We start from the raw sequence: 25235 nt of genomic DNA on the forward strand, positions 1-25235 counted from the left end.
GCTGTCTATCCCGGCGGGCCGGGATTCTCGCCTGGTGGGCAGGGTTCGCTTCTCGGTGGGCACGGGTTTCCTTCTCGGTGGGCCGAGGTTCGCTCCCTGCGGGCCGGGATTCGCTCCCGGCCTCGGGCGCCGTCAACGGCCCGCGTAGCATGACGCGGTGATCAACAAGCCTGCCGGACGGACCGCCACCGCAGCCCCGTGCCGGGTCACCGTATGCCGCGGCTGCTGCTGCGGCGACGCGGCCAAGATCCCGGGCGTCGACCACACCGGCCAGATACCCCGGCTGCGCGCGGCGCTCGACGGCGCGGCGCCGGTGCGTGCCTCGGAGTGCCTGGACGTCTGCGACCAGGCCAATGTGGTCGTGGTCCAGCCGTCGGCCGCGGGCCGGGCGGCCGGCGGACGGCCCGTCTGGCTGGGGCTGGTCAACGACGACGAGGCGCTGGCCGACATCGCCGCCTGGATCCGGGCCGGCGGCCCCGGCCTCGCCGAACCGCCGGGTGTGCTCGACCTGTACGCGATCACGGTGTCGCGGCGGGTGCGGGAGGGCCTGGAGGGCTGAGGCCCGGGCCGCCGCACTCCCCCGCCCCGGGCACCGCCCTCGGTTACCGGAGTCTTACGAAGCCGGACCGGGCCACCCGCGTCCGCCCCCGGTGGTGTTGGCTGGGGCCATGACGCCCCTCCCGGGAAAGGCACGCTGACCTGTGCACCCCGCCACCCCGCCGTCCGCTCCCCCGCCCGTCCCCGCCGCCGGGCCGCCGCGCCGTGTCCTGGTGGTCGAGGACGATCCGACCGTCGCCGAGGTCGTCACCGGCTATCTCTCCCGCGCCGGCTACACCACGGCCCACGCCGCCGACGGTTTCGCCGCCCTCGACCGGGCCGCGGACTTCCGTCCGCATCTCGTCGTGCTCGATCTGATGCTGCCGGGCATCGACGGCCTGGAGGTGTGCCGCCGGCTGCGGCGCGGCGACGGTCCCGCGGTGCCGGTGGTGATGCTGACCGCGCGCGGCGAGGAGGCGGACCGCATCCTCGGTCTGGAGCTGGGCGCCGACGACTATGTGACCAAGCCGTTCAGCCCGCGGGAGCTGGTGCTGCGGATCGGCTCGGTGCTGCGCCGTGCGGAGGCCGCGCCGCCCGCCGCGGCGCCCGCCGCCGTCCTGCGGGCCGGGGATCTGTCCGCCGACCCCGGCGGCCGGCGGGCCGACCGGGCCGGGCGGGCGCTCTCGCTCACCACCCGCGAATTCGATCTGCTGGTCTTCCTGATGCGCCACCCCGGGCGGGTCTTCTCCCGCGAGGAGTTGCTGCACCGGGTCTGGGGCTGGGAGTTCGGCGATCTGTCGACGGTGACCGTCCACGTCCGGCGGCTGCGCGAGAAGATCGAGGCGGATCCGGCGGCGCCGCGGCTGGTGACGACGGTCTGGGGCGCCGGCTACCGCTTCGACCCCGTGGAGGACGAGCCGCCGCCGGAGGACGGGCCGCCGGCGGCAGGAGGGGAACTGCACCCTTGACTCCTCCCTCTCGTAAACGAGGGGGATTCCTAGCTCACGTCGCCTGCGGACCGGCGGGCCGACAGGTCTTACACGATCAGCACCAGCCGGGTTGAAGACCAGCCCGGACCAGCATCACACGGGCGGAGTTCTTATCCCTGGGGGATACAGCTCCGCACACGGTGCAGGCATAGGTTCTCTCGGAAAGAGGAAGTGCGTGCTTGGTTCTCGCTCCGCACTGCGCACAGTCCATCGTGGTGTGCGCGGGGTGTACCAGATGCACGGCCCGCCCGTGCTTGCGGGCCATCTCGGCCAACGCCGCCTTGGTGGCGCCGATCGCGGCGTCGGCGGCCTTGCGGGCCATCGAGGACTTGGCAAGGAACTTCGGCCGGAAGTCCTCCACAGCCAAAGCATCATGATCACGGACCACGCGCTTGGCCCACTTGCGGGCGGTGTCCTGACGCTGCCGGGCCACCTTCTTGTGGAGTCTCGCGGTCTGCCGCTTCGCTTCACGGTAGCCCTTCGACGCGGCCTGTCCCTTCGCGGGTCTGCGGCGGGCCATCATCCGCTGGTACTTCGCAAGGCGCTGGGCGGCGTTCTTCCCGTACTGCGGATGGGGAAGGTCGTGGTCGTCGCTGGTGGTGGTCGCGGTCTCCGTAACGCCCCAGTCGATCCCGATCACACGTCCAGTGGCGGGCAGGTCCTCGGGCACGGTGGCGACGACGAAGGAGGCGTGCCAGGCGCCGGTACTGTCGCGGTACACACGCACCGAGGACGGCGTCCTGGGCAGGTCCCGCGACCACACCACCCTCACCACGGTGCCGCCCGCGAGGTGCAGACGGCCATCCTTGAGACGGAAACCCCGCCTGGTGTATTCGAGGGTGGGAAGCGCTTCGCGCTTCCTCTTGTACTTCGGCATCCCCGCCCGCTGCCGCATCGGCAACCGGGCCCTGATGTCCTTGAGGGCTTTGGCGCGGGACTTGCCGAAGTGGCGTATCAGCTGTCCCCCAGCTACCGCTGGGAGGTGCCCCCAGCTGCGGAACGCATGCGCCTTCACGCAGCCACTCGGTACGGGCGCGGGCCTCGGTCAGCATCGCGGCGAGCTGCACTGGCCCGCACGTCCGCTTCTCCGCGCCTCCGGGACGGGTCCTGTTCCAGGCGCCGACTTGCTTGGACTTGGCCACACACTCGTTCCACAGCCACCGGCACCGGTCCCACTCCGCTTCGAGCGCAGCCCGGGCCGTGGACGACACACGAAGACGATAGGTGAACCTGGCATGCCCACTCTCCCCGCTCGTCTTCACTTCCGCCGTCATAAACAGCAACCTATCCGGGAGGTACGACAGTTGAGAGCTCTCACCCGGCATGGGTCGCCTCACCACCATTGCTGGTGGGCCCCGATCCGCCCTGGCAGCGAATCGGCTTTCCCTGCCCCGCTCACGCGGGAGCTTCGTTTCCTCACCCGGCTGAAGCCGGGCGTATCCACGAAGGAGACACGATGACGGACTTCCTGGTCATCGTGGCGCTGGCAGCGCTCGGCGCGGCGCTGGCGGGGCTGCTCGCCGCGCCCGCGGTACGGGTGTTGCGGCGGCGCTCGGTCGCGCTGTCACTGTTCGCGGTGGCGGCGCTGGCGGTGGCCGCGATGGCGGCGGGCACGGTGGCGGTCGCCCAGGCGATGTTCCTGTCCGGGCACGACCTGGGCGTGGTGATGGCCGTGGTGGCCGTCTCCGGGGTGGTGTCGCTGGCGGCGGCGCTGCTCTTCGGGCGGCGGATCGCAGCGGGCAGCCGGGAGCTGGCGCGCTCGGCCCGTACGGTCGGCAGCGAGGGCGGCTTCGTGGCGCCCGCCGAACCGCCGACGGCCGAACTGGCCGCGCTGTCACGGGCGTTGGAGGAGACCAGCGGACAGCTGGCCGAGGCGCGGGAGCGGGAACGGGCGCTGGACGCCTCCCGGCGCGAGCTGATCGCCGGGATCTCGCACGATCTGCGCACTCCGCTGGCTGGGCTGCGGGCGATGGCCGAGGCGCTGGAGGACGGGGTCGCCGAGGACACCGCGCGCTATCACGCACGGATGCGGATCGAGGTGGACCGGCTGGCCGCGATGGTCGACGACCTCTTCGAACTGTCCCGTATCCAGGCCGGGGCGCTGGCCCTGACGCTGTCGCGGGTGTCGGTCTACGACCTGGTGGGCGAGGCCCTCGCCGGGGCCGGGCCGCTGGCGCGGGCCAGCGGGGTGCGGCTGGTGGACGGCGGGGTGGTCCCGCTGCCGGTGCGGGTGGACGCCCAGCAGATCACCCGGGTCCTGGGCAATCTGCTGGTCAACGCGATCCGCGCGACGCCCGCCGACGGCACCGTCGCGGTCAGCGCCCGGCACGAGGAGGGCCGGGTGGTGCTCGCGGTGGAGGACTGCTGTGGCGGCATCCCGCCGGAGGATCTGCCGCGGGTCTTCGACACCGGCTGGCGCGGTGGTGCGGCCCGCACCCCGCGGGCGGACGGTATGGGCGGCGCGGGGCTGGGCCTGGCGATCGTCCGCGGCATCGTGACGGCTCATGAGGGCCGGGCGACGGTGCGGAACACCGGGGCGGGCTGCCGCTTCGAGGTCGAACTGCCGGCGGCGGAGGCACCGGCGGCGCCGCCCGCGGCATGAGCGTACGGGCGGCCCGGCGTCGGCTCAGCGGTGCGCCGGCGCCCCGTCCCGCTCCGCCGCCCCGGGGCCGGGCCCGCCGGACTCCTGCTCCGCCGGGCGCACCGGCAGGTCGCGGACCGTCCGGAACGGCGAGAAGAACAGGAACAGGGCGGCCAGCGGCACCCCGGCCGTCGTGATCCACATCGCGGTGCGGACGCCGAGGGCGGAGCCGAGCGCGCCGCCGAGCAGCGCACCCAGCGGCAGGGTGCCGTAGCTGAGGAACGTGCTGCCGGCGACCAGCCGGCCGAGCAGCGGCGGCGGGCAGTAGCTCTGCTGGAAGCTCGCCTTGAGGATGTTGCCGGCCACCACTCCCGCGCTGACGCCGAAGCTGCCCGCCACGTAGAGCAGCGCCCCGGCGCCCGGGGCGGTGAGCGGGATGAGCAGCGCCGCGCCGGGGACGCCGAGTTCGAAGAGCAGCATGGCGCGGGCGGTGCCGAGCCGGGCGGCGGTGCGGCGCACCACGAAGGCGCCCGCGATACCGCCCGTGCTCGCCATCGCCAGCAGCCCGCCGACCGCGCCGGGCGGCAGACCGACCTCGCGGACCAGGAAGACGGCCGTGAGGGACTGGTATCCCATCAGCGCGAGGTTGGAGGCGGCGCCGAAGAGCGTGAGCGTACGGAACCAGCGGTCACCGGCGACCAGCCGCAGCCCCTCGGCGATCTCCCCGGTCAGCGACCTCGGCGCACCCTCCCGGCCCGCCGGGCGGGGTTCGCGGAACCGGATGCCGAGCAGGCACAGCAGCGCGACGAGGAAGGTGCCGGCATGGGCGAACAACCCGTTGACGGCGCCCGCCAGTTGGGCGATGAGGCCGCCCGCCCCCTGCCCGGCGATCTGGGCCGCGGAGGCGCTGCCGTGCAGCTTGGCGTTGCCCTCGGCCTGGTCGGCCGGGGCGAGCAGGGTGGGGAGGTAGGCGCTGTACGCGGTCTGGAACAGCACCGCCGAGCCGCCGGTCAGCAGGGCCACCGCGATCAGCAGACCGAGCGTGAGCCCGCCGGCCCGGGCCAGGACCGGTACGGCGGCGAAGAGCACCATCGAGGTCCCCGCGGCGGCCAGCATCAGCGGGCGGCGGCGCAGACGGTCCACCCACACCCCGACCGGGAGGCCGATCAGCAGCCAGGGCAGCCAGCCGCAGGCGCTGATCAGGGCGACCTCGAAGGTGGTGGCGTGCAGGGTGGAGACGGCCACCAGCGGCATCGACACCGTGCTGACGGCCGCTCCGAATTTGCCCGCCGTCTCCCCGCACCACAGCAGCCGGAAGTCCCGGTGGCGGCGCAGCAGTCCGCTCATCGCCCGTCCCTCTCTTTACGCGGGAAGGACTGGAGCTGGACGATCACAGGCCGGGCCTCCTCGGCACCCGGCTCCGCCCCGTCCCCCGCCGCCGCCTCGCGCGCCGCCGCCTCCCGGTGCCGGACGACCACGGCTTCCAACTCCGCGTTCAGTGCGGCCAGTTGGTCCGGAGTCAGGCGCAGGTCCTGCCAGCGGGAAAGCGTCCCGGCGTCGCGCCACTCCGCGGCCCACTCCTCGGCGAGGTAGGTGGTGACCTGACCGAAGTCCCGGTGGACGGTTTCGCGCAGATAGACCGAGAGCGCGCCCTGACTGTCCGGGTCGTCGCGGAAGTCGTTGGTGTCGAGGCGGCGGGCCACCCGCACCGCCCGCCACCAGCGCTCGCGGCGGGTGCCGCGGCCGGTCTCCTCCTCGATGAAGCCGTGGTCGGCGAGGTGGCGCAGATGCCAGCTGACCGTGCCGGTGTTCTCGTCGAGGCGGCGGCCGAGTCCGGTGGCGGTGTCCGGGCCGTCGAGGGCCAGCAGGTCCAGGATGCGCATCCGCAGGGGATGCGCCAGGCCGCGCAGACTGCGGGCGTCCATCCGGCGCACGGGAGGGGCGGCGGACGGCGGTTGCGGCCGCTTCGGCTCAGGGGCATCGGTCATGAGACGACAGCCTAGAGTTGCAGAGACTCCTCTGCACAGGGTTCTCTGCAAAGAGTTCTCTGCAACTTGCCGCTCTCTAAGGCGTCGTTTCACTTGGCGAGTCGGCGATGGCCGATGAGGGCTGCGGCTATGCCGACGAAGGCAAGAAACTGTTCCGCCTTGCGTTCGTAGCGTCGGTGGAGGCGTCGGCAGCCGCTCAGCCAAGACACCATTCTTGGGGTACGAGCGGCTGCGGTGTGGGTGATGTTCCCGCGGTGTTCCAGGGCCCGCAGGTGGTGGGTGACTGTCGAAGCGGACTGCCCGGCCGCTCCTGCGATCGGGCAGCTTTTCAAACAGCTGATGGAGCAGGTGAATTGGAGGTGGCTCCGGCGGCGCCCTGGTCGCAGTCACCCGTCCTGGCCGAGGAGGTTCTCCTCTCGTGCCAGGGACGTGGTGGCCCAGCCCTGTTCCAGCAGGGCGAACAAGTCGTGCATGGTCTGGGCCGGGTCTTCGCTTGCTCGGGCGATGCCGGGGGCTTCCAGGGTGAAGCGTGCCAGGCCGGTGACGGCGGGGGCGTCCTGGGCGAGACCGGTGGTGTCGGCGAGGGTGGCGGTCAGCGTTTCCTCGTGGCGCAACCACATGCGCCGGGCGTAATCCCGCAGCGCGGGGGTGGATTCGACGAGGACGAAAGTGGGGTCGTCGGTCCGCACGGCGGTACGGGTATGCACCATGTGGTCGCGCAGGGCGTGCAGCACGGACTGGCCGGAGGCTCGGTCGCGGACGGCGGCGACCAAGGCGCTCTCGATGTCCGCGTCCAGGTCGAAGACGAGGGCCTCCTTGCTGGGGAAGTGCTTGAAGAGTGTGCTCAGCGAGACGTCGGCCGCCTCCGCCACCTCGCGTACCCCGACGTTGTCGAAGCCGCGCTCCGTGAACAGCTGCACCGCAGCATCCGACAAGGCCTGCCTGGTCTGGGCCTTCTTGCGCTCTCGGCGCCCTGTCTTCGTCTCGACCATCCTCCCACCCTACCCCCTTGAGAGGATTCGATCACAAAGGAGATCAGGTGGAAAGTCGGAGCAGTTGTACTTTTGAATCGGCTGTGTTTCTGTAGGCGGGTGCTCCTGACTGACTGGCAGTTAGCTGCCGACCCCAGGAGCTCGCGTCCCGAGACCCGGAACGACCGACCTGCCGTGTCCGAAACGCGGCCTGACGGAAGGGAAGGGGTCGCATGTAACGCCACTGATGTAAGGAGCGAGAAGCTCCGTCCTGTCAACGGATGTCAATGGGCGGCGACTTGAGGGAACGAGCAGGGACCTCAGCAGCGGCGCGATCACGAGCGTTTTCGACTCCACCTGCGCCGCACACATGCCGCCCGCCCCCTTCCCCGGGCGTCACCAAAGGCACCAGCACCAGCACCAGCACCGCCTTCACCCGTAGAACGGAGCATGACCCTCATGTCCACCACCCCTCGTATCGCGATCGTCGGCGCTGGTCTCGGCGGCCTCGTCTGCGCCGGCGTTCTCCAGCAGCACGGCGTGCCGGTCACGGTCTTCGAGCGTGAGAGTGACCCCCACTCCCGCTCGCAGGGCGGCACTCTCGATATCCACGAAGACACCGGGCAGGTCGCCCTGCGCGCAGCCGGACTGTTCGACAAGTTCCTCGCACTGGCCCGGCCCGAAAGTCAGGAGTGGCGCCTGTACGACCGTCACGCGATCCTCATACGCCACGACCAGGCCGGCGAGGACGACCTGAGCAGGCCCGAGATCGATCGCGGCCAGCTGCGCACCCTCCTGCTGGGCTCCGTCGCCCCCGGCACGGTCCGCTGGAATCACCCCGTAAGGGCCGTCACCCCGCTCCCCCACGGCACCGCGCGCGTGCACCACCACGACCGCACCACCGAGGACTTCGACCTGGTCATCGGCGCCGACGGCGCCTGGTCACGGGTGCGCCCCGCGCTCTCCGACGACCAACCCTCCTACGCCGGTGTCACGATGGTGGAAGCCCGCTTCGACGACGTCGACCACCGGCACCCCGGCATCGCCCAACTGGTCGGCCGCGGCACCATGTCGGCCAAGGCAGGCGGCCGCAGCCTGGTGATGCAGCGGAACAGCAATGGGCACGTGCGCGTCTACATCACCTTCCGCGGCGCCCAGGACTGGCACTCCGGTCTCGACCTCGCAGACACCGAAGCAGTACGCGCCCGCCTACTCGCCCAATACCAGGGCTGGCACGAGAGCCTGCTGGATATCCTGCGCGACAACGAGGGCGGTTTCATCAACCGGCCGATGTTCGTCCTTCCCGTCCCCCACTCCTGGCAGCGCGTCCGCGGCATCACTCTGCTCGGCGACGCCGCCCACCTGATGCCGCCCGTCGGCGTCGGCGCCAACCTCGCCCTGCTTGACGGCGCCGAGCTCGCCCAAGCCGTCGTCGAACACCCCACCATCGACGAGGCCCTCGACGCCTACGAAAGCGTCATGCTGCCCCGCGCCCTCGACAACGCGAAGACCGCCCAGCAGATGCTCGCCACGCTCATGCCCGACACCGAGACCGATGACGCCGCGTTCCCCGACGCCCTCTGGCCGGCGGGCACCCTCCCCGAGGCCGACGCCACTCACCCCAGCTGAAGGCGACATCGCCGACGCACCTTAAGGCGTGTTGTCCTCGTGCTCCCACAACGGGTGCTCGCGCCGGGCCCATTGGGCATCGACCGATCCGGTGCGCAGCCCGCGGCGGGACTCGGGGTCACCGAAGGCCTTCCAGACATGGCCGGCGATCACCAGGACCACGGCGAGCGCGAGCCAGTCGTGGACGAAGGTGGCGCCGGTCCGCCATACCAGGGGCGCGATGGGGGTCCCCCCTGCTCGAGCGAAGCCGAGAGCTTGGGGGAGGGTGGACCACATCAACAGGCCGGTGCCGAGCATCACGAGAACCGCACCGGCGATCCAGGCGGCGTAGAGCTTCTGGCCCGCGTTGAACTTCCCGGCCGGCCGGCCGCCCCGGCGGCGGAGTGCGGCGCGCAGCCACTGGCGGTCGTGCGGGCCGTAGCGGTTGAGGCGGGTGAGGTCGGTGCGCAGCGCACGGGAGCCGAGGCCCAGCAGCAGGGGGACGGGCAGCAGGATGCCGGACCACTCGTGGACGGTGACCATCAGGGCGCGGCGGCCGACGAGTTCGGCGAGGAAGGGGAGGTAGAGACAGCCCGCCGTGAGGACGCAGACGGCCATCAGGGTGGCGGTGGCGCGGTGCACCCGGTGTTCCGCGCGGCTGAAGCGGGGGACGCGGGGGCGCTCGGCGGGCGGCGCCGAGGGGGCGTCAGGTCGTGGGGGCATCGTCGCGTCCGTTCGACCGGCCGACCCAGGCGTCGACGTCATATCCACGGTCCTCCCAGTATCCGGGCTCGACCTGTTCGGTGACGGTGATCCCGGAGAGCCACTTCGCCGACTTGTAGAAGTACATGGGCGCGACATAGAGCCGCACCGGACCGCCGTGCGCATGGGCGAGCGGTTTGTCCTGCATCCGCAGGGCGACCAGGACGTCGTCGCGGCGGGCCTGTTCGAGGGTGAGCGACTCGCTGTAGGCGCCGTCGAAGCAGGTGAACCGGACGGCCCGGGCCTCGGGGCGGACCCCCGCGGCATCGAGCAGGGCCGAGAGGCGGACCCCTTCGAAGGGGGTACCGGGCACCCGCCAGCCGGTGACGCACTGGACATCGCGCACCAGCCGGGTCTGCGGCATCCGGCGCAGGTCGGCGAGGCTGTAGCCGCCCCGGTGGCGCACCAGGCCGTCGATCGTCAGCCGGTAGTGGTGGGCGTCCTTCTCCGGTACGGAACCGGTCACCGAGTAGTAGCGGAAGCCGCCGCCACCCGGGAGCAGCCCGGACAGGCCGGTGGGGTCCTTCTGCGCGGCGGCGCCGAGGGCGTTGTCGTAGGCGCGCTGGAGGAGGGGTGCCGTGGCCACTCCGGCGGCACCGGCCGCGAGCATGCCGAGCACCACCCGGCGGCCCACGGGGGTGCCCTGCCCGTCCCTGCCGCCGCCCGTCGCGCGCTCCGGCCTGTCGTCCCTGGTCATGCCTCGATTCGAACACCGGACGGGCGCCGGGGCCAGTGTCCGGGCCCCGGCGTCAGACTTTCGTCATCGTCGTCCCCGGGGGCACGGTGCGGTGATGTCCCCGGCGCGGCGCAGGGCGGTGTTCCGGGCGGCCCGGAACGCGCCGTCGGCGTCCCGGCCCGCGTACGACCACGGGGCCCGGGTGGGGTGCGGGCCGATGCGCTGGAAGAGCGCGGCGGCCTCGGCCATCCACCCCTCGTGGAAGGTGGCGTGGGCGAGGAAGTTGAGATCGACCTTGCCGCGGGGATGGTCCTCACCGCCCCATTCCAGCCACCAGTCGAAGGCGTCCCGCAGGATCTGGTGGGCGCGCCGGGTGGACCAGTGGCCCCGGTCCGGACGGGGTGCCGGGCCCGCGGCGGCCAGGACGCGGTAGCGCTCCGTGTGGGCCACGAGGGGCAGGAGGGCGAGCGGTGAGTCGGCGGGGGCGCGGGCCGCGGCGCGGGCGGCGAAGGCATGGGCCGGGTGCCGGGGGTCCTCGCGGGCGCCGGGATGCTCCTCGGCCAGGGCGGCCGCCATCAGGTGATGCGCGTGATGGTGGTCGCGGTGCCGGGCGCGGATCTGCTGGAAGGCGTGCGCCCGGGCCTCCGGGGTGCCGGTGCGGCGGGCGAGGATCAGCGCGCCGAGCCAGGGCGTGGGGTCCTCGGGCAGCAGCCGGGCGGCGGCGGCACAGGCGTCGGCGGCGGCCTCGGTGCTGCGCTCGCCGTGCAGCGCGAGCCGGACGGTGGCGAGCGCCAGGAGGGTGGCGGCGTCACCGCTGTCCGGTTCGGCGAGCCGCCAGTCGCCGGCCCAGGCGGCGCTGCCGGGCGAGGTGGCCAGGACCGTTAACCGGTGGCCGCGCAGATCCCAGTCCTGGCCGGTCTCGGTGAGCAGGCCGCGCACCCGGGCCCACTGGCCGAGCGCCAAGGCGTCGGCGGCGAGGGACAGTTGGGCGTCGTCCAGGGCCGGGGCGAGGACCGGGCCGTCCGGGCAGCGGGCGGGTGCGAGCTGCGGCGGTGGGGAGGGCGAAATCGAAATCACGGGTCAGGGGCTCCATGACGCGCCGCACCGGCCCCGAACAACCCCCTGAGTCGCCCTCAGTGGGGAGGGACCGGATCCGTACGCGCCTCTACAGAGGGTGATGGCTTGGTCCGCACCAGTCATCACGCAAAGCAAAGCGGTACGCAGAGCTCCGCGTCAAGGCGGGAAGGGGAATGGCTGGATCCGCCCCAACCCCCCTTCCGTATCACGGTATTGATCGGACGGCCAACGGGAGGGGGAGACGAATGGCGGCCGGAACGCGCACCGCCCGCGGCCCCGCCACCCGTCGCCCCCTCCCCCATCCCGGCCCCCCGGCCCCGTCAGGACACCGCCCGCGCCGCCGCCCGCCCCGCCGTGCGTCCGGAGAAGAGGCAGCCGCCGAGGAAGGTGCCCTCCAGCGAGCGGTAGCCGTGCACCCCGCCGCCGCCGAACCCGGCCGCCTCGCCCGCCGCGTACACGCCGGGCAGCGGCGCACCGCCGTCGGCCAGCACCCGTGAGGAGAGGTCGGTCTCCAGGCCGCCGAGCGTCTTGCGGGTGAGGATGTTCAGCCGTACGGCGATCAGCGGGCCGGCCTTGGGGTCGAGCAGCCGGTGCGGGGCGGCGGTGCGGATCAGCCGGTCGCCGAGGTACTTCCGGGCCCCGCGTATCGCCGTCACCTGGAGGTCCTTGGTGAAGGAGTGGGCGATCTCGCGGTCGCGCGCGACGATCTCGCCGCGCAGCGCGTCCTCCGCGATCAGCGGCTTTTCGGTCAGCTCGTTCATCCGCCGCACCAGGTCCGTCAGCGACCGCTCGACGATGAAGTCCGCGCCGTGGTCCATGAAGGCCCGCACCGGGCCCGGCGCACCGGGCCTGGCCCGGCCCAGCACGTCCCGGATGCTCTTTCCGGTCAGATCCGGGTTCTGCTCGGAGCCGGAGAGGGTGAACTCCTTCTCGATGATCTTCTGGGTGAGCACGAACCAGGTGTGATCGTGGCCGGTCCGCATGATGTGCTCCAGCGTCCCGAGGGTGTCGAAGCCGGGAAACAGCGGCACCGGCAGCCGTTTGCCGCGGGCGTCCAGCCACAGCGGGGACGGTCCGGACAGGATCCGGATGCCGTGCAGCGGCCAGATGGGGTTCCAGTTGTCGATGCCCTCGGTGTAGTGCCACATCCGGTCACGGTTGATGATCCGGCCGCCGGCCGCCTCGGCGATGCCCAGCATCTTGCCGTCCACATGCGCCGGGACCCCGGACAGCATCCGCTTCGGGGGCCTGCCGAGCCGCTTCGGCCAGTTGGCGCGCACCAGCTCGTGATTGCCGCCGATACCGCCCGAGGTGACGATCACGGCCTGCGCCCGCAGCTCGAAGGCACCGGCCACCTCGCGGCTGCTGGGCCGGCCGCGCTCCACGTCCGACGGCTCCAGGATCTCGCCGCTGACGGTGTCCACGGCCCCCGCGCTGCGCGACAGCCCGGTCACCCGGTGGCGGAAGCGCAGCTCCACCAGGCCACGGGCCACCCCGGCCCGTACCCGGCGCTCGAACGGGGCGACCAGACCGGGCCCGGTGCCCCAGGTGATGTGGAAGCGGGGGACGGAGTTGCCGTGCCCGGTCGCGTCATAGCCGCCGCGCTCGGCCCAGCCGACGACGGGGAACAGCCGTACGCCCTGCCGGTGCAGCCAGGCGCGTTTCTCCCCGGCCGCGAAGTCGACATAGGCCTCCGCCCATTTGCGCGGCCAGTGATCCTCCGGCCGGTCAAAACCGGCCGTGCCCAGCCAGTCCTGCCAGGCCAGCGCGTGGCTGTCGCGGACCCGCAGCCGGCGCTGCTCGGGCGAGTCGACCAGGAAGAGACCGCCGAAGGACCAGTGGGCCTGTCCGCCGAGGGACTGTTCGGGCTCCTGGTCGAGGAGGATCACCTTGCGTCCCGCGTCCACCAGCTCGGCGGTGGCCGCCAGACCCGCGAGCCCCGCTCCGATCACGATCACATCAGCGTCGTACGCCATCTCTGCTCTCCTCAACGGGGCACGCCGGGCGCCCCGGCCGCAACGGTGGAACGATCCTCAGCGCACCCGACTGCCGCGTCAACCATGGAGTTACCGGGTGGTACACCGGGGCACGCGGGAGAATGGGGGGTGACGAGGGCCACCCCACGCCCGACGCCGGATGACTATCCTCAGGCGCATCCCCCCACCCCGCGCGATACGAGGTGCGACGTGACGGTGATATTGCTCGCCCTTGGCGCGGCCTGCTGCCTGGGACTCGGTTTCGTGTTTCAGCAGGCCGCGGCGCAACACGCCCCGATGAAGGACTTCCTCTCCTTCCGGCTGCTGCTCGACCTGGTCCGGATGCCCCTGTGGGTGGCCGGTATCGGTCTGATGGTGGTCGGGATGGCGCTCGGCGCGGTGGCGCTGGGGATGGGCGACATCACCCTCGTGGAGCCCCTGCTCGCGACCAATCTGCTGTTCGCGATGGCGCTGTCACGACGGCTGACCCGGCAGCGGCTCGGCCGCAGCGGCTGGGCCGGGCTGTGGCTGCTGGCGGGCGGGGTGACGGCCTTCATCGTGGCCGGGCGCCCCCAGGGCGGGCGCAGCAACGCCGACCCGATGTGGCAGTGGCTGATCATGGGCTTGGTGCTGGGCGCCGCCCTGCTGCTGGCGGCGGTCGCCAAACGGGAACGCGTGCATGTGAGCCTGGAGGCCGCCCTCCTGGGCATCGCCGCCGGGCTGCTCTACGGGCTCCAGGACGCGCTGACCCGGATCAGCGGTGAGCGCTTCGGGGCCGGCGGCTGGTCGGGGCTGCTCACCAGCTGGCAGCCGTACGCCATCGTCGTGCTCGGGGTGCTGGCGCTGGTGTTCGTGCAGAGCGCCTTCGAGTCGGCGCCGCTGCGGCTGTCGCTGCCGGCGCTGACCGCCGCCCAGCCGCTGGCCGGAATCCTCTGCGGGGTGGGGTTCCTCGGCGACCAGCTGCGGGTGACGCCCGGGGCGCTGGCCACGGAGGTGATCGGGATCATGGCCGTCGTCGCGGGCATCGTGCTGATCGGCAGCCATCCGGCGATGCCGCCGGGTGCCGGGCAGCGGGAGAACGCCCGGGAGCTCCAGCCGCACTGACGGGCCCCTCCGGCGTCGCGTGGTGCCCCGCCGTCGCCTCGCGCCGCCCGCCGCCACTCCCCCGTCCGGCCCTGTGCGACTCCCTCGTACGGGCCTTCTTCGCGTCCCGCTCCCCCCGGCCGGAACCCGCCGCTCGCGCCCCGCCCCGGCGGGTGCGGCCCCCGCCCCTGGTGATTGCATGGCTCCATGACCGATCAGCAACCGCTCAACGCGGACGAGATCCTCGACGTCGTCGACGAGAACGATCAGGTCGTGGGGCAGGCCCCACGCGGTGAGACCTACGCCCGCAGGATGCGCACCCGCTCCGCCTTCGTCCTGGTCAGGGACGCCGAGGACCGGATCTTCGTGCACCGCCGCACTCCGCAGAAGCTCGTCTTCCCGGCGCACTACGACATGTTCGTGGGCGGGGTGGTCGGCGCCGGCGAGACCTATGACCAGGCGGCGCTGCGGGAGGCCGAGGAGGAGCTGGGCGTGCAGGGGCTGGCGCAGCCCGAGCCGCTGTTCAAGTTCCTCTACGAGACGGACGAGCACTCCTGGTGGTCCGCGGTCTACGAGGTGCGCTGCACGCTGCCGGTCGCCCCGCAGGAGTCGGAGATCGACTGGGCCGCGTTCCTGACCGAGGAGGAGCTGGGGCGGCGGCTCGACGAGTGGCCGTGGACACCGGACGGGATGGCCGCCTACCGGCAGGTGCTCGCCCGGCGGGAGGCGGGGGAGCGCTGATGCCACCGGTGTACGGGACGGGACGCGGGCCAGGGTTCCGGCCATGATCCTCACCGACGGACTGCGGTCGCTGCGCGCGGCCGTACGGCTGTGGGTCTCGCCCGCGCGGGTCCACGAGGAGGGGGCGACCCCCGACTACCGCTTCTCGCTCGCCAATGAGCGCACCTTTCTCGCTTGGCTGCGGACCGGGCTGGCGCTGGTCGGCGGCGGGTTCGCGGTGGACCAGTTCCTGCCCCGGCTGCACGAGGGGCTGCGGCTGATCTTCACCGTCGTGCTGCTGGTGGGCGGCGCGCTGTGTGCGCTGCGGGCGGTCAACCACTGGGTGCGCTGTGAACGCGCGATGCGGCGCGGTGAGGATCTGCCGGTCTCCCGCTTCCCCAGCGCGCTGGCGCTGGGCGTCGGCGTGCTGGCGGTGGCGATGGTCGTGCTGGTGCTGCTGGGCCGGACCGGCTAGCGATGGCGGACGGACAGCCGCCGGGCGTGGGAACGCCGCGTCCGGCCCCCGACCGGGACCCCGGGCTCCAGCCGGAGCGGACCCGGCTGGCCTGGCGGCGCACCACGCTGTCGGCCACCGCGATGGCGGTACTGGCCGGCCGCCAGCTGCTGCGGAGCGATGCCCCGGGAGCGGTCGACGTGACGCTGGTGGTGCTGATGGGGCTGCTGTGGGCGGCCTTCGTGGCCCTCGCCCACCGCCGGATGCGGGCGATGGGCGGCGGCCGCCCGCCGGGCCTGCCCCCGCGGACCGCACTGCTGCTGGTCGGCTGCACCCTGGCGCTGGCCTTGTGCGGCGGGGTGATCCTGGTGCGGCCGGGGCACTGACGCCGGGGTGCGGCACGCCCGCCGGCCGGGGCGGCGGTACCGTGACACGACCTCGCGCGCACCGGGCGGGCCCCTGCTCGGCAGCGTGGAGTGACGAGCTATCAGATGAAGGGCGCACCCGCATGGACGACGCGACGGCACGGCACACGGCGGCACAGAACCCGGCGGCACCGGCCACGACACCGGCCACCGGCCCCGGAGCGACCGGACCGGACGCCACCGAGCCGCCCGGCGCCGGAACCCCCGCGGGCCCGCCGCCCGCCGACGGGTCCCCCGTCCCCGAGCCCTATCTCACCGAACTGGCCGCCGGGGTCCATGCGTTCATCCAGCCGGACGGCGGCTGGTGCCTGAACAACGCGGGCTTCGTCACCGACGGGGACGCCACCCTGGTCGTGGACACCGCCGCCACCGAGCGCCGGGCGCGCCTGCTGCGCCGGCGGATCGCCGAGAGCGGCGCACCGGCCCCCCGCACCGTGGTCAACACCCACCACCACGGCGACCACACCTACGGCAACGGGGTCTTCGCACCCGAGGCGACGATCGTCGGCCATGCCTCCTGCCGCCGCGAACTGCTGGCCGCCGGACATCAACTGCACGCCGTCTGGCCCGAGGTGGGGTACGGCGACATCCGTCTCACCCCGCCCGAGATCACCTACACCGACGAACTGACCCTGCACGTCGGCGACACCGAGGTGCGGCTGATCCACCCGGGCGTCGCGCACACCACCGGCGACACCATCGTCTGGCTGCCCCGGGAGCGCATCGTCTTCGCCGGCGATCTGGTCTTCCACGGCGGCACCCCGTTCGTCTTCATGGGGTCGCTGGCCGGCTCGCTGCGCGCGCTGCGGACACTGCGGGCCCTGGACGCGGTCACCGTCGTCCCCGGGCACGGTACGGTGACCGGCCCCGAGGTCTACGACGGGATCGAGCGCTATCTGCGGTTCGTCGGCCGGCTCGCGGAGGAGGGCCGGGCGGCCGGGCGCACCCCGCTGGAGACCGCCCAGGAGGCGGATCTCGGCCCGTTCGCCGAGCTGGCCGAGAGTGAGCGGCTGGTGGCGAATCTGCACCGCGCGTACGCGGAACTGGGCGGCGCCGCCCCGGGCGTCCCCCTCGACCCGATCGCCGGATTCGGCGATATGACGGTGATGAACGGCGGGGTCCCGATGTCCTGTCACGCCTGAACCGGTCCCGTGGGCCGCGGGAGCCGGCGGGCCCGCGGCCATGAGTGGCAGGGGGCGGACGGGGCGGCGGATACGGCGGAATAACCTCGCGTGACGGACGCCCCACGCTCCGGCACTGGACTCCATACCGACTAGTCGGCATGATCGTGCCAGCGACCGATCCGACCGTCCACTCCGTACGGAGGAGCACGATGAGCAAGGGCACCCCTCCCCCGCAGGACCGGGACCGGGAGGACCCTCCCGGCCTCGACCTGACACGATTGCGCGCGCATCTGGACCGGGAGCGGCCGGGGCTGGCCGGCGGCCCGCTGCGGGCGCGGCTGATCGAGGGCGGACGGTCCAATCTCACCTACCGCGTCACCGACGGCGCCGCCTCCTGGGTCGTCCGCCGGCCGCCGCTCGGCCATGTGCTGGCCACCGCCCACGACATGCAGCGCGAGCACCGGGTGATCAGCGCGCTGCACCGGACGCCGGTGCCGGTGCCCGAGACGCTGCTGCTGTGCACGGACGAGTCGGTCATCGGGGCGCCCTTCTACGTGATGGAGCTGGTCGAGGGGACCCCGTACCGCACCGCCGCGCAGCTCGCCCCGCTCGGCCCGGAGCGCACCCGCGCCGTGGTGCTGTCCCTGGTCGACACGCTCGTGGACCTGCACGCGGTGGACCCGGAGGCGGTCGGACTCGGCGACTTCGGCCGCCCCGACGGCTTCCTGGAGCGCCAACTGCGGCGCTGGGGCAAGCAGTTGGCCGCGTCGAAGAATCGCGACCTGCCGGGCATCGACGAGCTGCACGAGGCGCTGGGCCGGGCACTGCCCACCTCGCCCGCCCCGGCCGTCGTGCACGGCGACTACCGCCTCGACAACGTCCTGGTGGGCCCGGCGAGCACCCCGGAGGTGAACGAGCCCGAAAGGGGCGCCGACACCCTCAAGGCCGTACTGGACTGGGAGATGTCCACGCTCGGCGACCCGCTGACCGACCTCGGGCTGCTGGTGATGTACAGCTCGGACCTGGGGCTGCCGGAGTCACCGGTGAGCACCACCAGCGGCGCTCCGGGGCACCCGTCCCCGGCCGAGCTGATCGAGCGCTACGCCGCCCGGTCCGGCCGGGACACCTCCGCCATCGCCTGGTACACGGCGTTCGCCTGGTTCAAGCTCGCGGTGATCCTCGAAGGCATCCACTACCGCTTCACGCTCGGCCAGACCGTCGGCGCCGGGTTCGACCGGATCGGCGAGCTCGTCCCCGTCTTCATCGACCGCGGACTCACCACCCTCAAGGAAGGCTGAGGCAGCCATGGACTTCGCATTCGACGCCCGGACGGAGGAGCTCCGCGAGAAGCTCCTGACCTTCATGGACGAGCATGTCCACCCGGCCGAGCAGACCGCCCATGAGCAGCGGGCCGCGCTGGCCTCCCCGTGGGAGACCCCGGCGATCGTCGACGAGCTCAAGGCCGAGGCCCGCAAGCAGGGACTGTGGAACCTCTTCCTGCCCGACGAGGAGTACGGCGCCGGGCTGACCAACCTCCAGTACGCGCCGCTGGCCGAAATCACCGGCCGCAGCCCGCAGTTGGCGCCCACCGCGCTGAACTGCGCGGCGCCGGACACCGGCAACATGGAGGTACTGGCGCAGTTCGGCTCCGAGGCGCAGCGGAAGCAGTGGCTGGAGCCGCTGCTGGCGGGCGAGATCCGGTCGGCGTTCGCGATGACCGAACCGGAGGTGGCCTCGTCGGACGCCACCAACATCGAGACGCATATCGCGCGCGACGATGGGGGCACCTCCCACTCGAGCGGAGCCGAGAGTGGGGGAGAGTACGTCATCAACGGGCGCAAGTGGTACATCTCCGGGGCCATGAACCCGCAGTGCCAGATCTTCATCGTGATGGGCAAGACCGACCCGGACGGCCCGGACCCGCGCCGCCAGCAGTCGATGGTGCTGGTGCCGCGCGACACCCCCGGCGTCGAGGTCAAGCGGGCGATGCAGGTCTACGGCTTCGAGGACCACTGGCACGGCGGCCATGCCGAGGTGCTCTTCCATGACGTACGGGTGCCGGCCGGCAATCTGATCGGCGAGGAGGGCGGCGGCTTCGGTATCGCCCAGGCCCGGCTCGGCCCCGGCCGGATCCACCACTGCATGCGGCTGATCGGGATGGCCGAGCGCGCCATCGAGCTGATGTGCCGCCGCGCGGTGAGCCGTACGGCCTTCGGCAAGCCGCTGGCCCAGCAGGGCGTGGTCCAGGAGTGGATCGCGGACGCCCGGGTGGCGGTGGAGCAGCTGCGGCTGCTGGTGCTGAAGACCGCCTGGCTGATGGACACCGTCGGCAACAAGGGTGCGCACACCGAGATCCAGGCCATCAAGATCGCCACCCCGCGCACGGTCGTGGACATCCTCGACAAGGCGGTGCAGCTGCACGGCGCGGGCGGGGTCAGCCAGGACTTCCCGCTGGCCGAGCTGTGGGCCGGGGCCCGTACGCTCCAGTTGGCGGACGGTCCGGACGAGGTGCACCAACGGTCGCTGGCGCGCCGGGAGTTGAAGCGCTACCTGTAGCGCGGGTCCGGCGGCCGGACCCGGGCGGGACCGGTCACCGCCGACAAAGCCTCGGGCGCGGCACCCGGATCAGGGGTGCCGTGCCCGGGGCCGTCCGGGCGATGCCGTGATGCCTGTCCGGCATCGCCCGGGGAAACGTCGGCGGGTGGGTGGGGGCGCGTCGTCACGCCGGGTGAACGGGGGCGCTGACCGGTGCCAGGTGGTGCACCCGGGCCGGGGGCAGGTTGCCCAGCACCAGTTCCGTACGGAAGGTGTGCCGCTCCAGTATGCGGCGCAGGGTGTTCTGCCCGTCCAGGACGTGTTCGCGTCCCGCCCGCTTGGTGAAGGTGCGGCGCATCCGCGCCCCTCCCACATAGCCGAAGAAGGACAGGGTGCCGCCGGGCCGCAGGGCGCCCAGCAGCCGGTCGAAGATGTCCGCGGTCGTCGGGGCGTCGAAGTTCGCGAACGGCAGACCGCAGACGATGGTGTCATAGCTGCCCAGGTCGTGGTCCTGCACCAGGCCGGTGCGGAACTGGAGCCGCGGGTCGCTGCCGTAGGCACCTTGCAGCAGGTCGACGAAGCGCGGGTTGGCCTCGACCAGGTCGAGGGTGTCGTGCCGGCCGAGCGAGCCGGCGATGTGGCGGGTCACCGCCCCGGTGCCGGGCCCCACCTCAAGGACTGCGCGGGCGCTGCCGGGGCTGGGGATCACATAGCGGGTGAGGGCCCTGCCGAGCCGGGGGCCGCTGGGGGCGATCGCCCCCACCTCCCGGCTCGTCCGTGCGTACTCCCGGAGAAAAAGTGTCACTTCAGGCAAAGGGCACCCACTCGATAGATAGCAGTACTATCCATACCTTAGGTTACGGGTGCGGGATGAGGACAGCCCCTGCCCGTGACCGCCCCCTGAGTCTCATGGCCCCGGAGCGCATGCCCACTGGTCTTGCGCGCAATCCAACAAATTCCAGGGGATGCGGTCAAGGCCCGCTGCGCGATCAGGTGCACCTGTGTGAGCAGTGCCGCACCCCTGCGGCGTGTCTCACGGCCGCAGGGCCCGCAGCAGCAGATCGGCGAGCTGGTCGGCGACCTGCTGCGGGCTGAGCGGCCCGTTCTCGCGGTACCAGGTCCCCAGGTGGTGCACCGAGCCGAAGTGGTAGTCCACGACGAGGTCGGCGGGGATGTCGGCGGCGAACACGCCGGTGCGCTGCCCCTCCTCGATCAGGGCCCGGAACCGCTCGTGGTAGCGCCGCCGCTCCGCGCGCACCTGCTTGTCCTTCTCCGGACTCAGCTGGTGCATCGAGCGGAAGAAGATCTTGGTGTCATCAAGGTTCTCGATGGTGGTGACGACCACATCGGCCGCGGCGTCCCGCAGCCGCTGCTCCACCGGCGCGTCGGCGTCCGCGAAGTGGTCCAGCCGCTCCTGCTGGAGCCGCAGCACCCGGCCGTAGACCTCGTGCAGCAGATCGTCCTTGGAGCCGAAGTAGTGGTAGAGGGCGCCCTTGGTCACGCCCGCCGCATCGACGATCTCCTGGACGGAGGTGCGGTCGTAGCCCTGCTCAGCGAAGAGCCTGGTGGCGGTGGCCAGCAGCCGCTGGGCCACCGGCTTCGCAGCGCCGTTGCCGTTACCGTCCTTCGTGCCGGCCATCGCCCTCACCTGTCCTTCGTGCTCAGTCATGCGCGGTGGCGCAGCTCCCGTCGGAGGATCTTGCCACTCGTGGTCTTCGGAAGCTCGGCCAGGATCTCCACCGCACGGGGATATTTGTACGCGGCCAGCCGTTCCTTGCAGTAGGCGGCCAGCTCGGCGGGTTCCGGGGAGGTGCCGGGGCGCAGGCTGACATACGCCTTCACCGACTCGCCGCGGTAGGCGTCGGGCACCCCGACCACCGCCGCCTCGCGCACCGCGGGGTGGCTGTAGAGGACGTCCTCGACCTCGCGCGGCCACACCTTGAAGCCGGAGGCGTTGATCATGTCCTTCTTGCGGTCGACGACATAGAGCCAGCCGTCGCGGTCCATGAAGCCGATGTCGCCGGTCCGCAGCTCACCGTCCGGGAGGGCCTCGGCGGTGGCCTCGGGGCGGCGCCAGTAGCCGGGGACGACCTGCGGGCCGCGCACCGCGATCTCGCCCGGCTCGCCGAACGGCAGGTCCCGGCCGTCCTCACCGATGATCCGGACGACGGTGTCGGCGCCGGGCACCCCGACGGCGAGCGTGCCGGAGACCTTGTCGACCGGCGCCTCCCGGCCCGGCGGGACGCTGGCGCAGGGCGCGGTGCACTCGGTCAGGCCGTAGCCGTTGTGGACGTACGGCCCGAAACCGGTACGGAACTTCTCGACGAGGGCGGGCGGCAGCGGCGCGCCGCCGGAGGACATGGTCCGGAAGGACGCGAAGTGGTCGCGGGTGACCTCGGGGTGGGCCATCAGCGCCATATAGGCGGTGGAGGGGCCGACCGTATAGGCGGGGCGGTGCTCCCGGAAGGCGTCCAGGACGACGCCCGCCTCGAAGCGGTAGGCGAGCACCAGGGTGCCCTGGCTGGCGATACAGGCCGCCAGTTCGCAGACCATGCCGGTGATGTGGAAGAGCGGGGCGAGCGCGAAGTAGGTGGCGCCCTCGGGAAGGCCCAGGCCGGTGCGCTGGCGTTCGGCGTTATAGGTGATGTTGCCGTGGGTGTTGGTGGCGCCCTTGGGGGTGCCGCTGGTGCCCGAGGTGTAGCTGATCAGCGCGAGGTCGTCGGCGGTGAGCTCCGGGTCGGCGGGTGCCACCCGTATCGGGCCGGCGGTACGGGCCACGGTCAGCAGATCGTCGGCGTCCCGCTGCGGCCCGATCCGCTCGCCGTGCAGCACCCGCCGGTCGTCGCGGGTCTGGAGATCCCGTTCGTGGGCGGTGAGCACGATGCGTACGGACGGGGACCCGGCGGCGGTGTCCCGCAGAAAGCCGTCCCAGGTGCGGTCGGCGCAGATGACGGCGGTGACCTCGGCGTCGTCCAGGATGTGCCGCATCTCGGCGGACTTGTACATGGGGTTGACGGGCACCGCCACCCCGCCCGCCTTCCACACGCCGAGCAGCGCGAGCACGAAGTGCGGGGTGTTCTGGAGCATGACCGCGGCCCGGTCGCCGCGCCGGAAGCCGCGCTCGGCGAGGTGGGCGGCGATGCCGTCGGAGAGCGCGTCGGTCTCGGCGTAGGACAGCCGGCCGTCGAAGTAGGCGAGCGCCGTACGGTCGGGGACGCCGGCCACCGCGGCCCGGAAGGCGTGCAGCGTCGAGGGCGGCGGCTGCACGGGGGCGCGCTGGGCGTCGGTGAGCTGTGCCAGCCACGGCTTGTCCTGGTAGGAGGTCATCGAGGTGCGGCCCTTTCTTCCTGATCGCCCGATCATCCCTGCGGGGAAACGGCTGAGGTGCGGCGGGGTGGCGGGCGGTCCCGCCACCCCGCGCCGCTAGGAGCGGCCCTCGGCCTGCTCCAGCTTCCGCTGGAGGTGGTTCATCCCGCCGAGCCAGCGGTCGGGTTCGGCGGCGCGCGCGGTGTAGTAGTCCGCGACCTCCGGGTGCGGCAGGACCAGGAAGCGGCCCTCCGCCATGGCCGCGAAGAGCGCCTCGGCGACGTCCTCGGGCTCCACGGCGGTCGGCGTGAGCACGAGGTCCCCGGCGGTCCCGGTGGCGGCCAGCATGTCGGTGCGGACGCCCTGGGGGCAGATGGCGTGGACGTCGATACCGCGGTGCCGGTAGGTCAGCGACAGCCATTCGGCGAAGGCGTAGGCACCGTGCTTGGTGACGCTGTACGGGGCGGCGTCGACCATGGTGAGCAGACCGGCGGCGGACACCGTGGAGATGAAGCGGCCGCTGCCGCGCTCCAGCCACTCCGGCACCAGCTCACGGGCGGCCCGGACATGCGCCATGACATTGACGTCCCAGGCCAGCGCCCAGTCCTCCTCGGGTGCTTCGGGCCCGCCGCCGGTGCCGACCCCGGCGTTGGCGCAGAAGATGTCGATACCGCCGCCGAGCGCCTCGCGGGCGGCCGGGACGACGGCGGAGGCGTCACCGGCGACCGCGCGCGCCCCGATCCCGTCGGCGGTCCGCTGCGCCTTGGCCTCGTCCAGATCGTTGACCACGACCCGGGCGCCCTCGGCGGCGAACCGGCGGGCCAGCGCGGCGCCGATCCCTCCGCCCGCCCCGGTCACGACCACGGTCTTGTCCCGTACGGCTGCCACGCTGGATCTCCCTCGGTCACGTCGGTTCGGCTGACGGCAGACTAACCAGTCGGTATGTCCTGACGGAAGAGTCCTTCGCGCCCCGGCCCGCCCTGTTCCGGGATGCCCGCGGCCCGGCTAGCGTGCGCACGGGCACGACACGGACCCGGTGGATTTCTGATCACGGAGGTGTGCGGATGGCTCTGTCGAGACGACTGTTGCTCGGGCGGCTGGCGGCGACCGGTGCGGCCGGGGCGGCCCTGACCGCGGGGGCCGGGCCCGCCGGTGCCGCGCAGCCGGCGGACGGCGGACGGCGGCGGGTGCACACCGGCTTCGACCGGCTGGCCGCCGACGGCTACCGCCTGCTGGACGGCCAAAAGGTCGGCATCGTCACCAACCCCACCGGCGTCACACCGGATCTGCGGCACATCGTGGATGTGATGCACGCCGACGACCGGGTGCGGCTGACCGCCGTCTTCGGCCCCGAGCACGGCTTCCGGGGCACCGCTCAGGCCGGCGGCTCCGAGGGCCGCTACGACGACCCGGCCACCGGGCTGCCGGTCTACGACACCTACAACAAGAGCGGCCAGGCCCTCGCCGACATCTTCACCGCGTCCGGTGTGGACACCGTCGTCTTCGACATCCAGGACGTCGGCGCCCGCTTCTACACCTACATCTGGACGCTGTACGACTGCATGGTGGCGGCGGTCCTGGCCGGCAAGCGCTTCCTGGTCCTCGACCGCCCGAACCCGGTCACCGGCCGCGCGGCCAGCGGCCCGGTGCTCGACAAGGCGTATGCCTCGTTCATCGGCCGGGAGCCGATCGCGCAGGCGCACGGGATGACCGTGGCGGAGCTGGCGCTGCTGTTCAACGGCGAGTTCGTGCCGCAGGCCGCCGGGCGCCCGGTGGAGCTGGCGACGGTCCGGATGACGGGCTGGCGGCGCACCGACTTCTACGACACCACCCGGCTGCCCTGGGTCCCCCCGAGCCCCAACATGCCCACCCCCGACACCGCCCTCGTCTACGCGGGCACCTGCCTCTTCGAGGGCACCAACCTCTCCGAGGGACGCGGCACCACCCGCCCCTTCGAACTGCTGGGCGCCGACGGCATCGACCGGCGCTGGGCCGCGGCCGCCACCGGACTGGCCCTGCCCGGCGTGCACTTCAGGGAGGCCTACTTCGCCCCCACCTTCTCCAAGTTCCAGGGCAAGACGATCGGCGGCGTCCAGCTGCACGTCCACGACCGCGCGGCCTTCGACCCGGTGCGTACCGGCATCGGCCTGCTGGTGACCGCGAAGCGGGTCTGGTCCGGCTTCGCCTGGCGCCCGGACCACGGCATCGACCGGCTGACCGGCTCCGCGACCGTCCGGACGATGATCGACGCGGGCGCCGGACCGGACGAGATCGTGGCCGCCTGGCAGCAGGACCTGACGCGCTTCCGTGCGGTGCGGCGGCGGTATCTGCGCTACCCGTAAGGGCGTTGGGCCGGTGCCTTCGCCGAGCCTGTCCCGGTCTCAGGAACCGGGACAGGCCCTGTCGCCTCTTGACCGGCTCCG

At 72.5% G+C, this 25235-nt stretch carries 23 protein-coding genes and 2 pseudogenes; 12 read left to right on the forward strand and 13 right to left on the reverse strand.

From position 1 onward, the window contains the following. Positions 1–157: 157 nt before the first annotated feature. Together QT196_RS08710 and QT196_RS08715 are read left to right on the forward strand one after the other, a co-directional pair. Positions 158–559, forward strand: coding sequence for a hypothetical protein (locus QT196_RS08710; RefSeq protein ID WP_085927044.1), 402 nt, complete (start codon positions 158–160; stop codon positions 557–559). A 142-nt stretch (positions 560–701) separates the two neighbouring features. Further along, on the forward strand, positions 702–1505 hold the full coding sequence (locus tag QT196_RS08715; protein WP_290354692.1) for a response regulator transcription factor: 804 nt from the start codon (positions 702–704) through the stop codon (positions 1503–1505). 48 nt (positions 1506–1553) lie between these two features. Here the strand turns inward: QT196_RS08715 and QT196_RS08720 are convergent. Then, positions 1554–2800 (reverse strand): annotated as a pseudogene (locus QT196_RS08720) (transposase); the annotation flags it as partial. Positions 2801–2982: 182 nt separating this feature from the next. Here QT196_RS08720 and QT196_RS08725 point away from each other — a divergent pair. Continuing rightward, positions 2983–4128: a HAMP domain-containing sensor histidine kinase gene (locus QT196_RS08725; protein WP_290354693.1), complete on the forward strand. Its 1146-nt coding sequence runs from the start codon at positions 2983–2985 to the stop codon at positions 4126–4128. Between the two features lie 24 nt (positions 4129–4152). Here the strand turns inward: QT196_RS08725 and QT196_RS08730 are convergent, their stop codons facing one another. From QT196_RS08730 to QT196_RS08745, 4 genes and pseudogenes are all read right to left on the reverse strand, one after another. Continuing rightward, positions 4153–5454, reverse strand: a complete 1302-nt coding sequence (locus tag QT196_RS08730; RefSeq protein WP_290354694.1) for an MFS transporter — start codon at positions 5452–5454, stop codon at positions 4153–4155. After that, positions 5451–6095: a helix-turn-helix domain-containing protein gene (locus QT196_RS08735; RefSeq protein WP_290354695.1), complete on the reverse strand. Its 645-nt coding sequence runs from the start codon at positions 6093–6095 to the stop codon at positions 5451–5453. The genes QT196_RS08730 and QT196_RS08735 overlap by 4 nt, the downstream gene beginning before the upstream one ends. Positions 6096–6184: 89 nt before the next feature. Then, positions 6185–6310, reverse strand: a pseudogene (locus tag QT196_RS08740) (IS5/IS1182 family transposase); the annotation flags it as partial. A gap of 171 nt (positions 6311–6481) precedes the next feature. Beyond that, positions 6482–7087 (reverse strand): TetR/AcrR family transcriptional regulator, encoded by a 606-nt coding sequence (locus QT196_RS08745; protein ID WP_266735912.1) that lies wholly within the window; start codon positions 7085–7087, stop codon positions 6482–6484. Between the two features lie 438 nt (positions 7088–7525). On the opposite strand from QT196_RS08745, the gene QT196_RS08750 reads away from it, so the two are divergent. Then, entirely contained in the window at positions 7526–8695 is a 1170-nt protein-coding gene (locus QT196_RS08750) for an NAD(P)/FAD-dependent oxidoreductase (RefSeq protein WP_290354696.1), read from the forward strand. A 21-nt stretch (positions 8696–8716) separates the two neighbouring features. Here the strand turns inward: QT196_RS08750 and QT196_RS08755 are convergent, their stop codons facing one another. From QT196_RS08755 to QT196_RS08770, 4 genes are all read right to left on the reverse strand, one after another. After that, positions 8717–9397, reverse strand: coding sequence for a cytochrome b/b6 domain-containing protein (locus QT196_RS08755; protein WP_290354697.1), 681 nt, complete (start codon positions 9395–9397; stop codon positions 8717–8719). Next, on the reverse strand, positions 9381–10133 hold the full coding sequence (locus QT196_RS08760) for a molybdopterin-dependent oxidoreductase (RefSeq protein WP_168478378.1): 753 nt from the start codon (positions 10131–10133) through the stop codon (positions 9381–9383). Before QT196_RS08760 ends, QT196_RS08755 begins: the two co-directional genes overlap by 17 nt. A 63-nt stretch (positions 10134–10196) precedes the next feature. Beyond that, positions 10197–11180, reverse strand: coding sequence for a hypothetical protein (locus QT196_RS08765; RefSeq protein WP_266736489.1), 984 nt, complete (start codon positions 11178–11180; stop codon positions 10197–10199). 329 nt (positions 11181–11509) lie between these two features. Continuing rightward, positions 11510–13165, reverse strand: coding sequence for an FAD-binding dehydrogenase (locus QT196_RS08770; RefSeq protein WP_290354698.1), 1656 nt, complete (start codon positions 13163–13165; stop codon positions 11510–11512). A 210-nt stretch (positions 13166–13375) separates the two neighbouring features. On the opposite strand from QT196_RS08770, the gene QT196_RS08775 reads away from it, so the two are divergent. The 7 genes from QT196_RS08775 (at position 13376) to QT196_RS08805 (ending at position 19527) form a co-directional block, all read left to right on the forward strand. After that, complete coding sequence (locus QT196_RS08775) at positions 13376–14269, forward strand: DMT family transporter (RefSeq protein ID WP_190140981.1); 894 nt, start codon at positions 13376–13378, stop codon at positions 14267–14269. Positions 14270–14455: 186 nt separating this feature from the next. Further along, positions 14456–14989, forward strand: coding sequence for an NUDIX domain-containing protein (locus tag QT196_RS08780; protein WP_290354699.1), 534 nt, complete (start codon positions 14456–14458; stop codon positions 14987–14989). Positions 14990–15032: 43 nt separating this feature from the next. Then, entirely contained in the window at positions 15033–15443 is a 411-nt protein-coding gene (locus tag QT196_RS08785; RefSeq protein ID WP_266735901.1) for a DUF202 domain-containing protein, read from the forward strand. Positions 15444–15469: 26 nt separating this feature from the next. Further along, entirely contained in the window at positions 15470–15808 is a 339-nt protein-coding gene (locus tag QT196_RS08790; RefSeq protein WP_356948460.1) for a DUF202 domain-containing protein, read from the forward strand. Positions 15809–15930: 122 nt separating this feature from the next. Further along, complete coding sequence (locus QT196_RS08795) at positions 15931–16989, forward strand: MBL fold metallo-hydrolase (protein WP_290354700.1); 1059 nt, start codon at positions 15931–15933, stop codon at positions 16987–16989. A gap of 191 nt (positions 16990–17180) precedes the next feature. Continuing rightward, complete coding sequence (locus QT196_RS08800; protein ID WP_168483638.1) at positions 17181–18269, forward strand: phosphotransferase family protein; 1089 nt, start codon at positions 17181–17183, stop codon at positions 18267–18269. A 7-nt stretch (positions 18270–18276) separates the two neighbouring features. Further along, positions 18277–19527 carry an acyl-CoA dehydrogenase family protein gene (locus tag QT196_RS08805; RefSeq protein WP_168478384.1) on the forward strand — a complete coding sequence of 417 codons (1251 nt, stop codon included), beginning with the start codon at positions 18277–18279 and terminating at the stop codon, positions 19525–19527. A gap of 163 nt (positions 19528–19690) precedes the next feature. Here QT196_RS08805 and QT196_RS08810 read toward each other — a convergent pair whose 3' ends face one another. The 4 genes from QT196_RS08810 to QT196_RS08825 all read right to left on the reverse strand — a co-directional run bounded on the left by QT196_RS08810 (position 19691) and on the right by QT196_RS08825 (position 23700). Continuing rightward, a complete protein-coding gene (locus QT196_RS08810) occupies positions 19691–20311 on the reverse strand; it encodes a methyltransferase domain-containing protein (protein ID WP_168478385.1) in 621 nt (206 codons plus the stop codon). A 228-nt stretch (positions 20312–20539) separates the two neighbouring features. Continuing rightward, positions 20540–21145 (reverse strand): TetR/AcrR family transcriptional regulator, encoded by a 606-nt coding sequence (locus QT196_RS08815; RefSeq protein WP_085924316.1) that lies wholly within the window; start codon positions 21143–21145, stop codon positions 20540–20542. 26 nt (positions 21146–21171) lie between these two features. Continuing rightward, a complete protein-coding gene (locus QT196_RS08820) occupies positions 21172–22833 on the reverse strand; it encodes an AMP-binding protein (protein WP_168478386.1) in 1662 nt (553 codons plus the stop codon). A gap of 96 nt (positions 22834–22929) precedes the next feature. After that, a complete protein-coding gene (locus QT196_RS08825; RefSeq protein ID WP_290354701.1) occupies positions 22930–23700 on the reverse strand; it encodes an SDR family oxidoreductase in 771 nt (256 codons plus the stop codon). Between the two features lie 176 nt (positions 23701–23876). On the opposite strand from QT196_RS08825, the gene QT196_RS08830 reads away from it, so the two are divergent. Continuing rightward, entirely contained in the window at positions 23877–25154 is a 1278-nt protein-coding gene (locus QT196_RS08830) for a DUF1343 domain-containing protein (protein ID WP_290354702.1), read from the forward strand. Positions 25155–25235: the final 81 nt, after the last annotated feature.

Source organism: Streptomyces sp. P9-2B-2 (genome assembly GCF_030406865.1).
GTDB classification, from domain to species: Bacteria; Actinomycetota; Actinomycetes; order Streptomycetales; family Streptomycetaceae; genus Streptomyces; species Streptomyces platensis.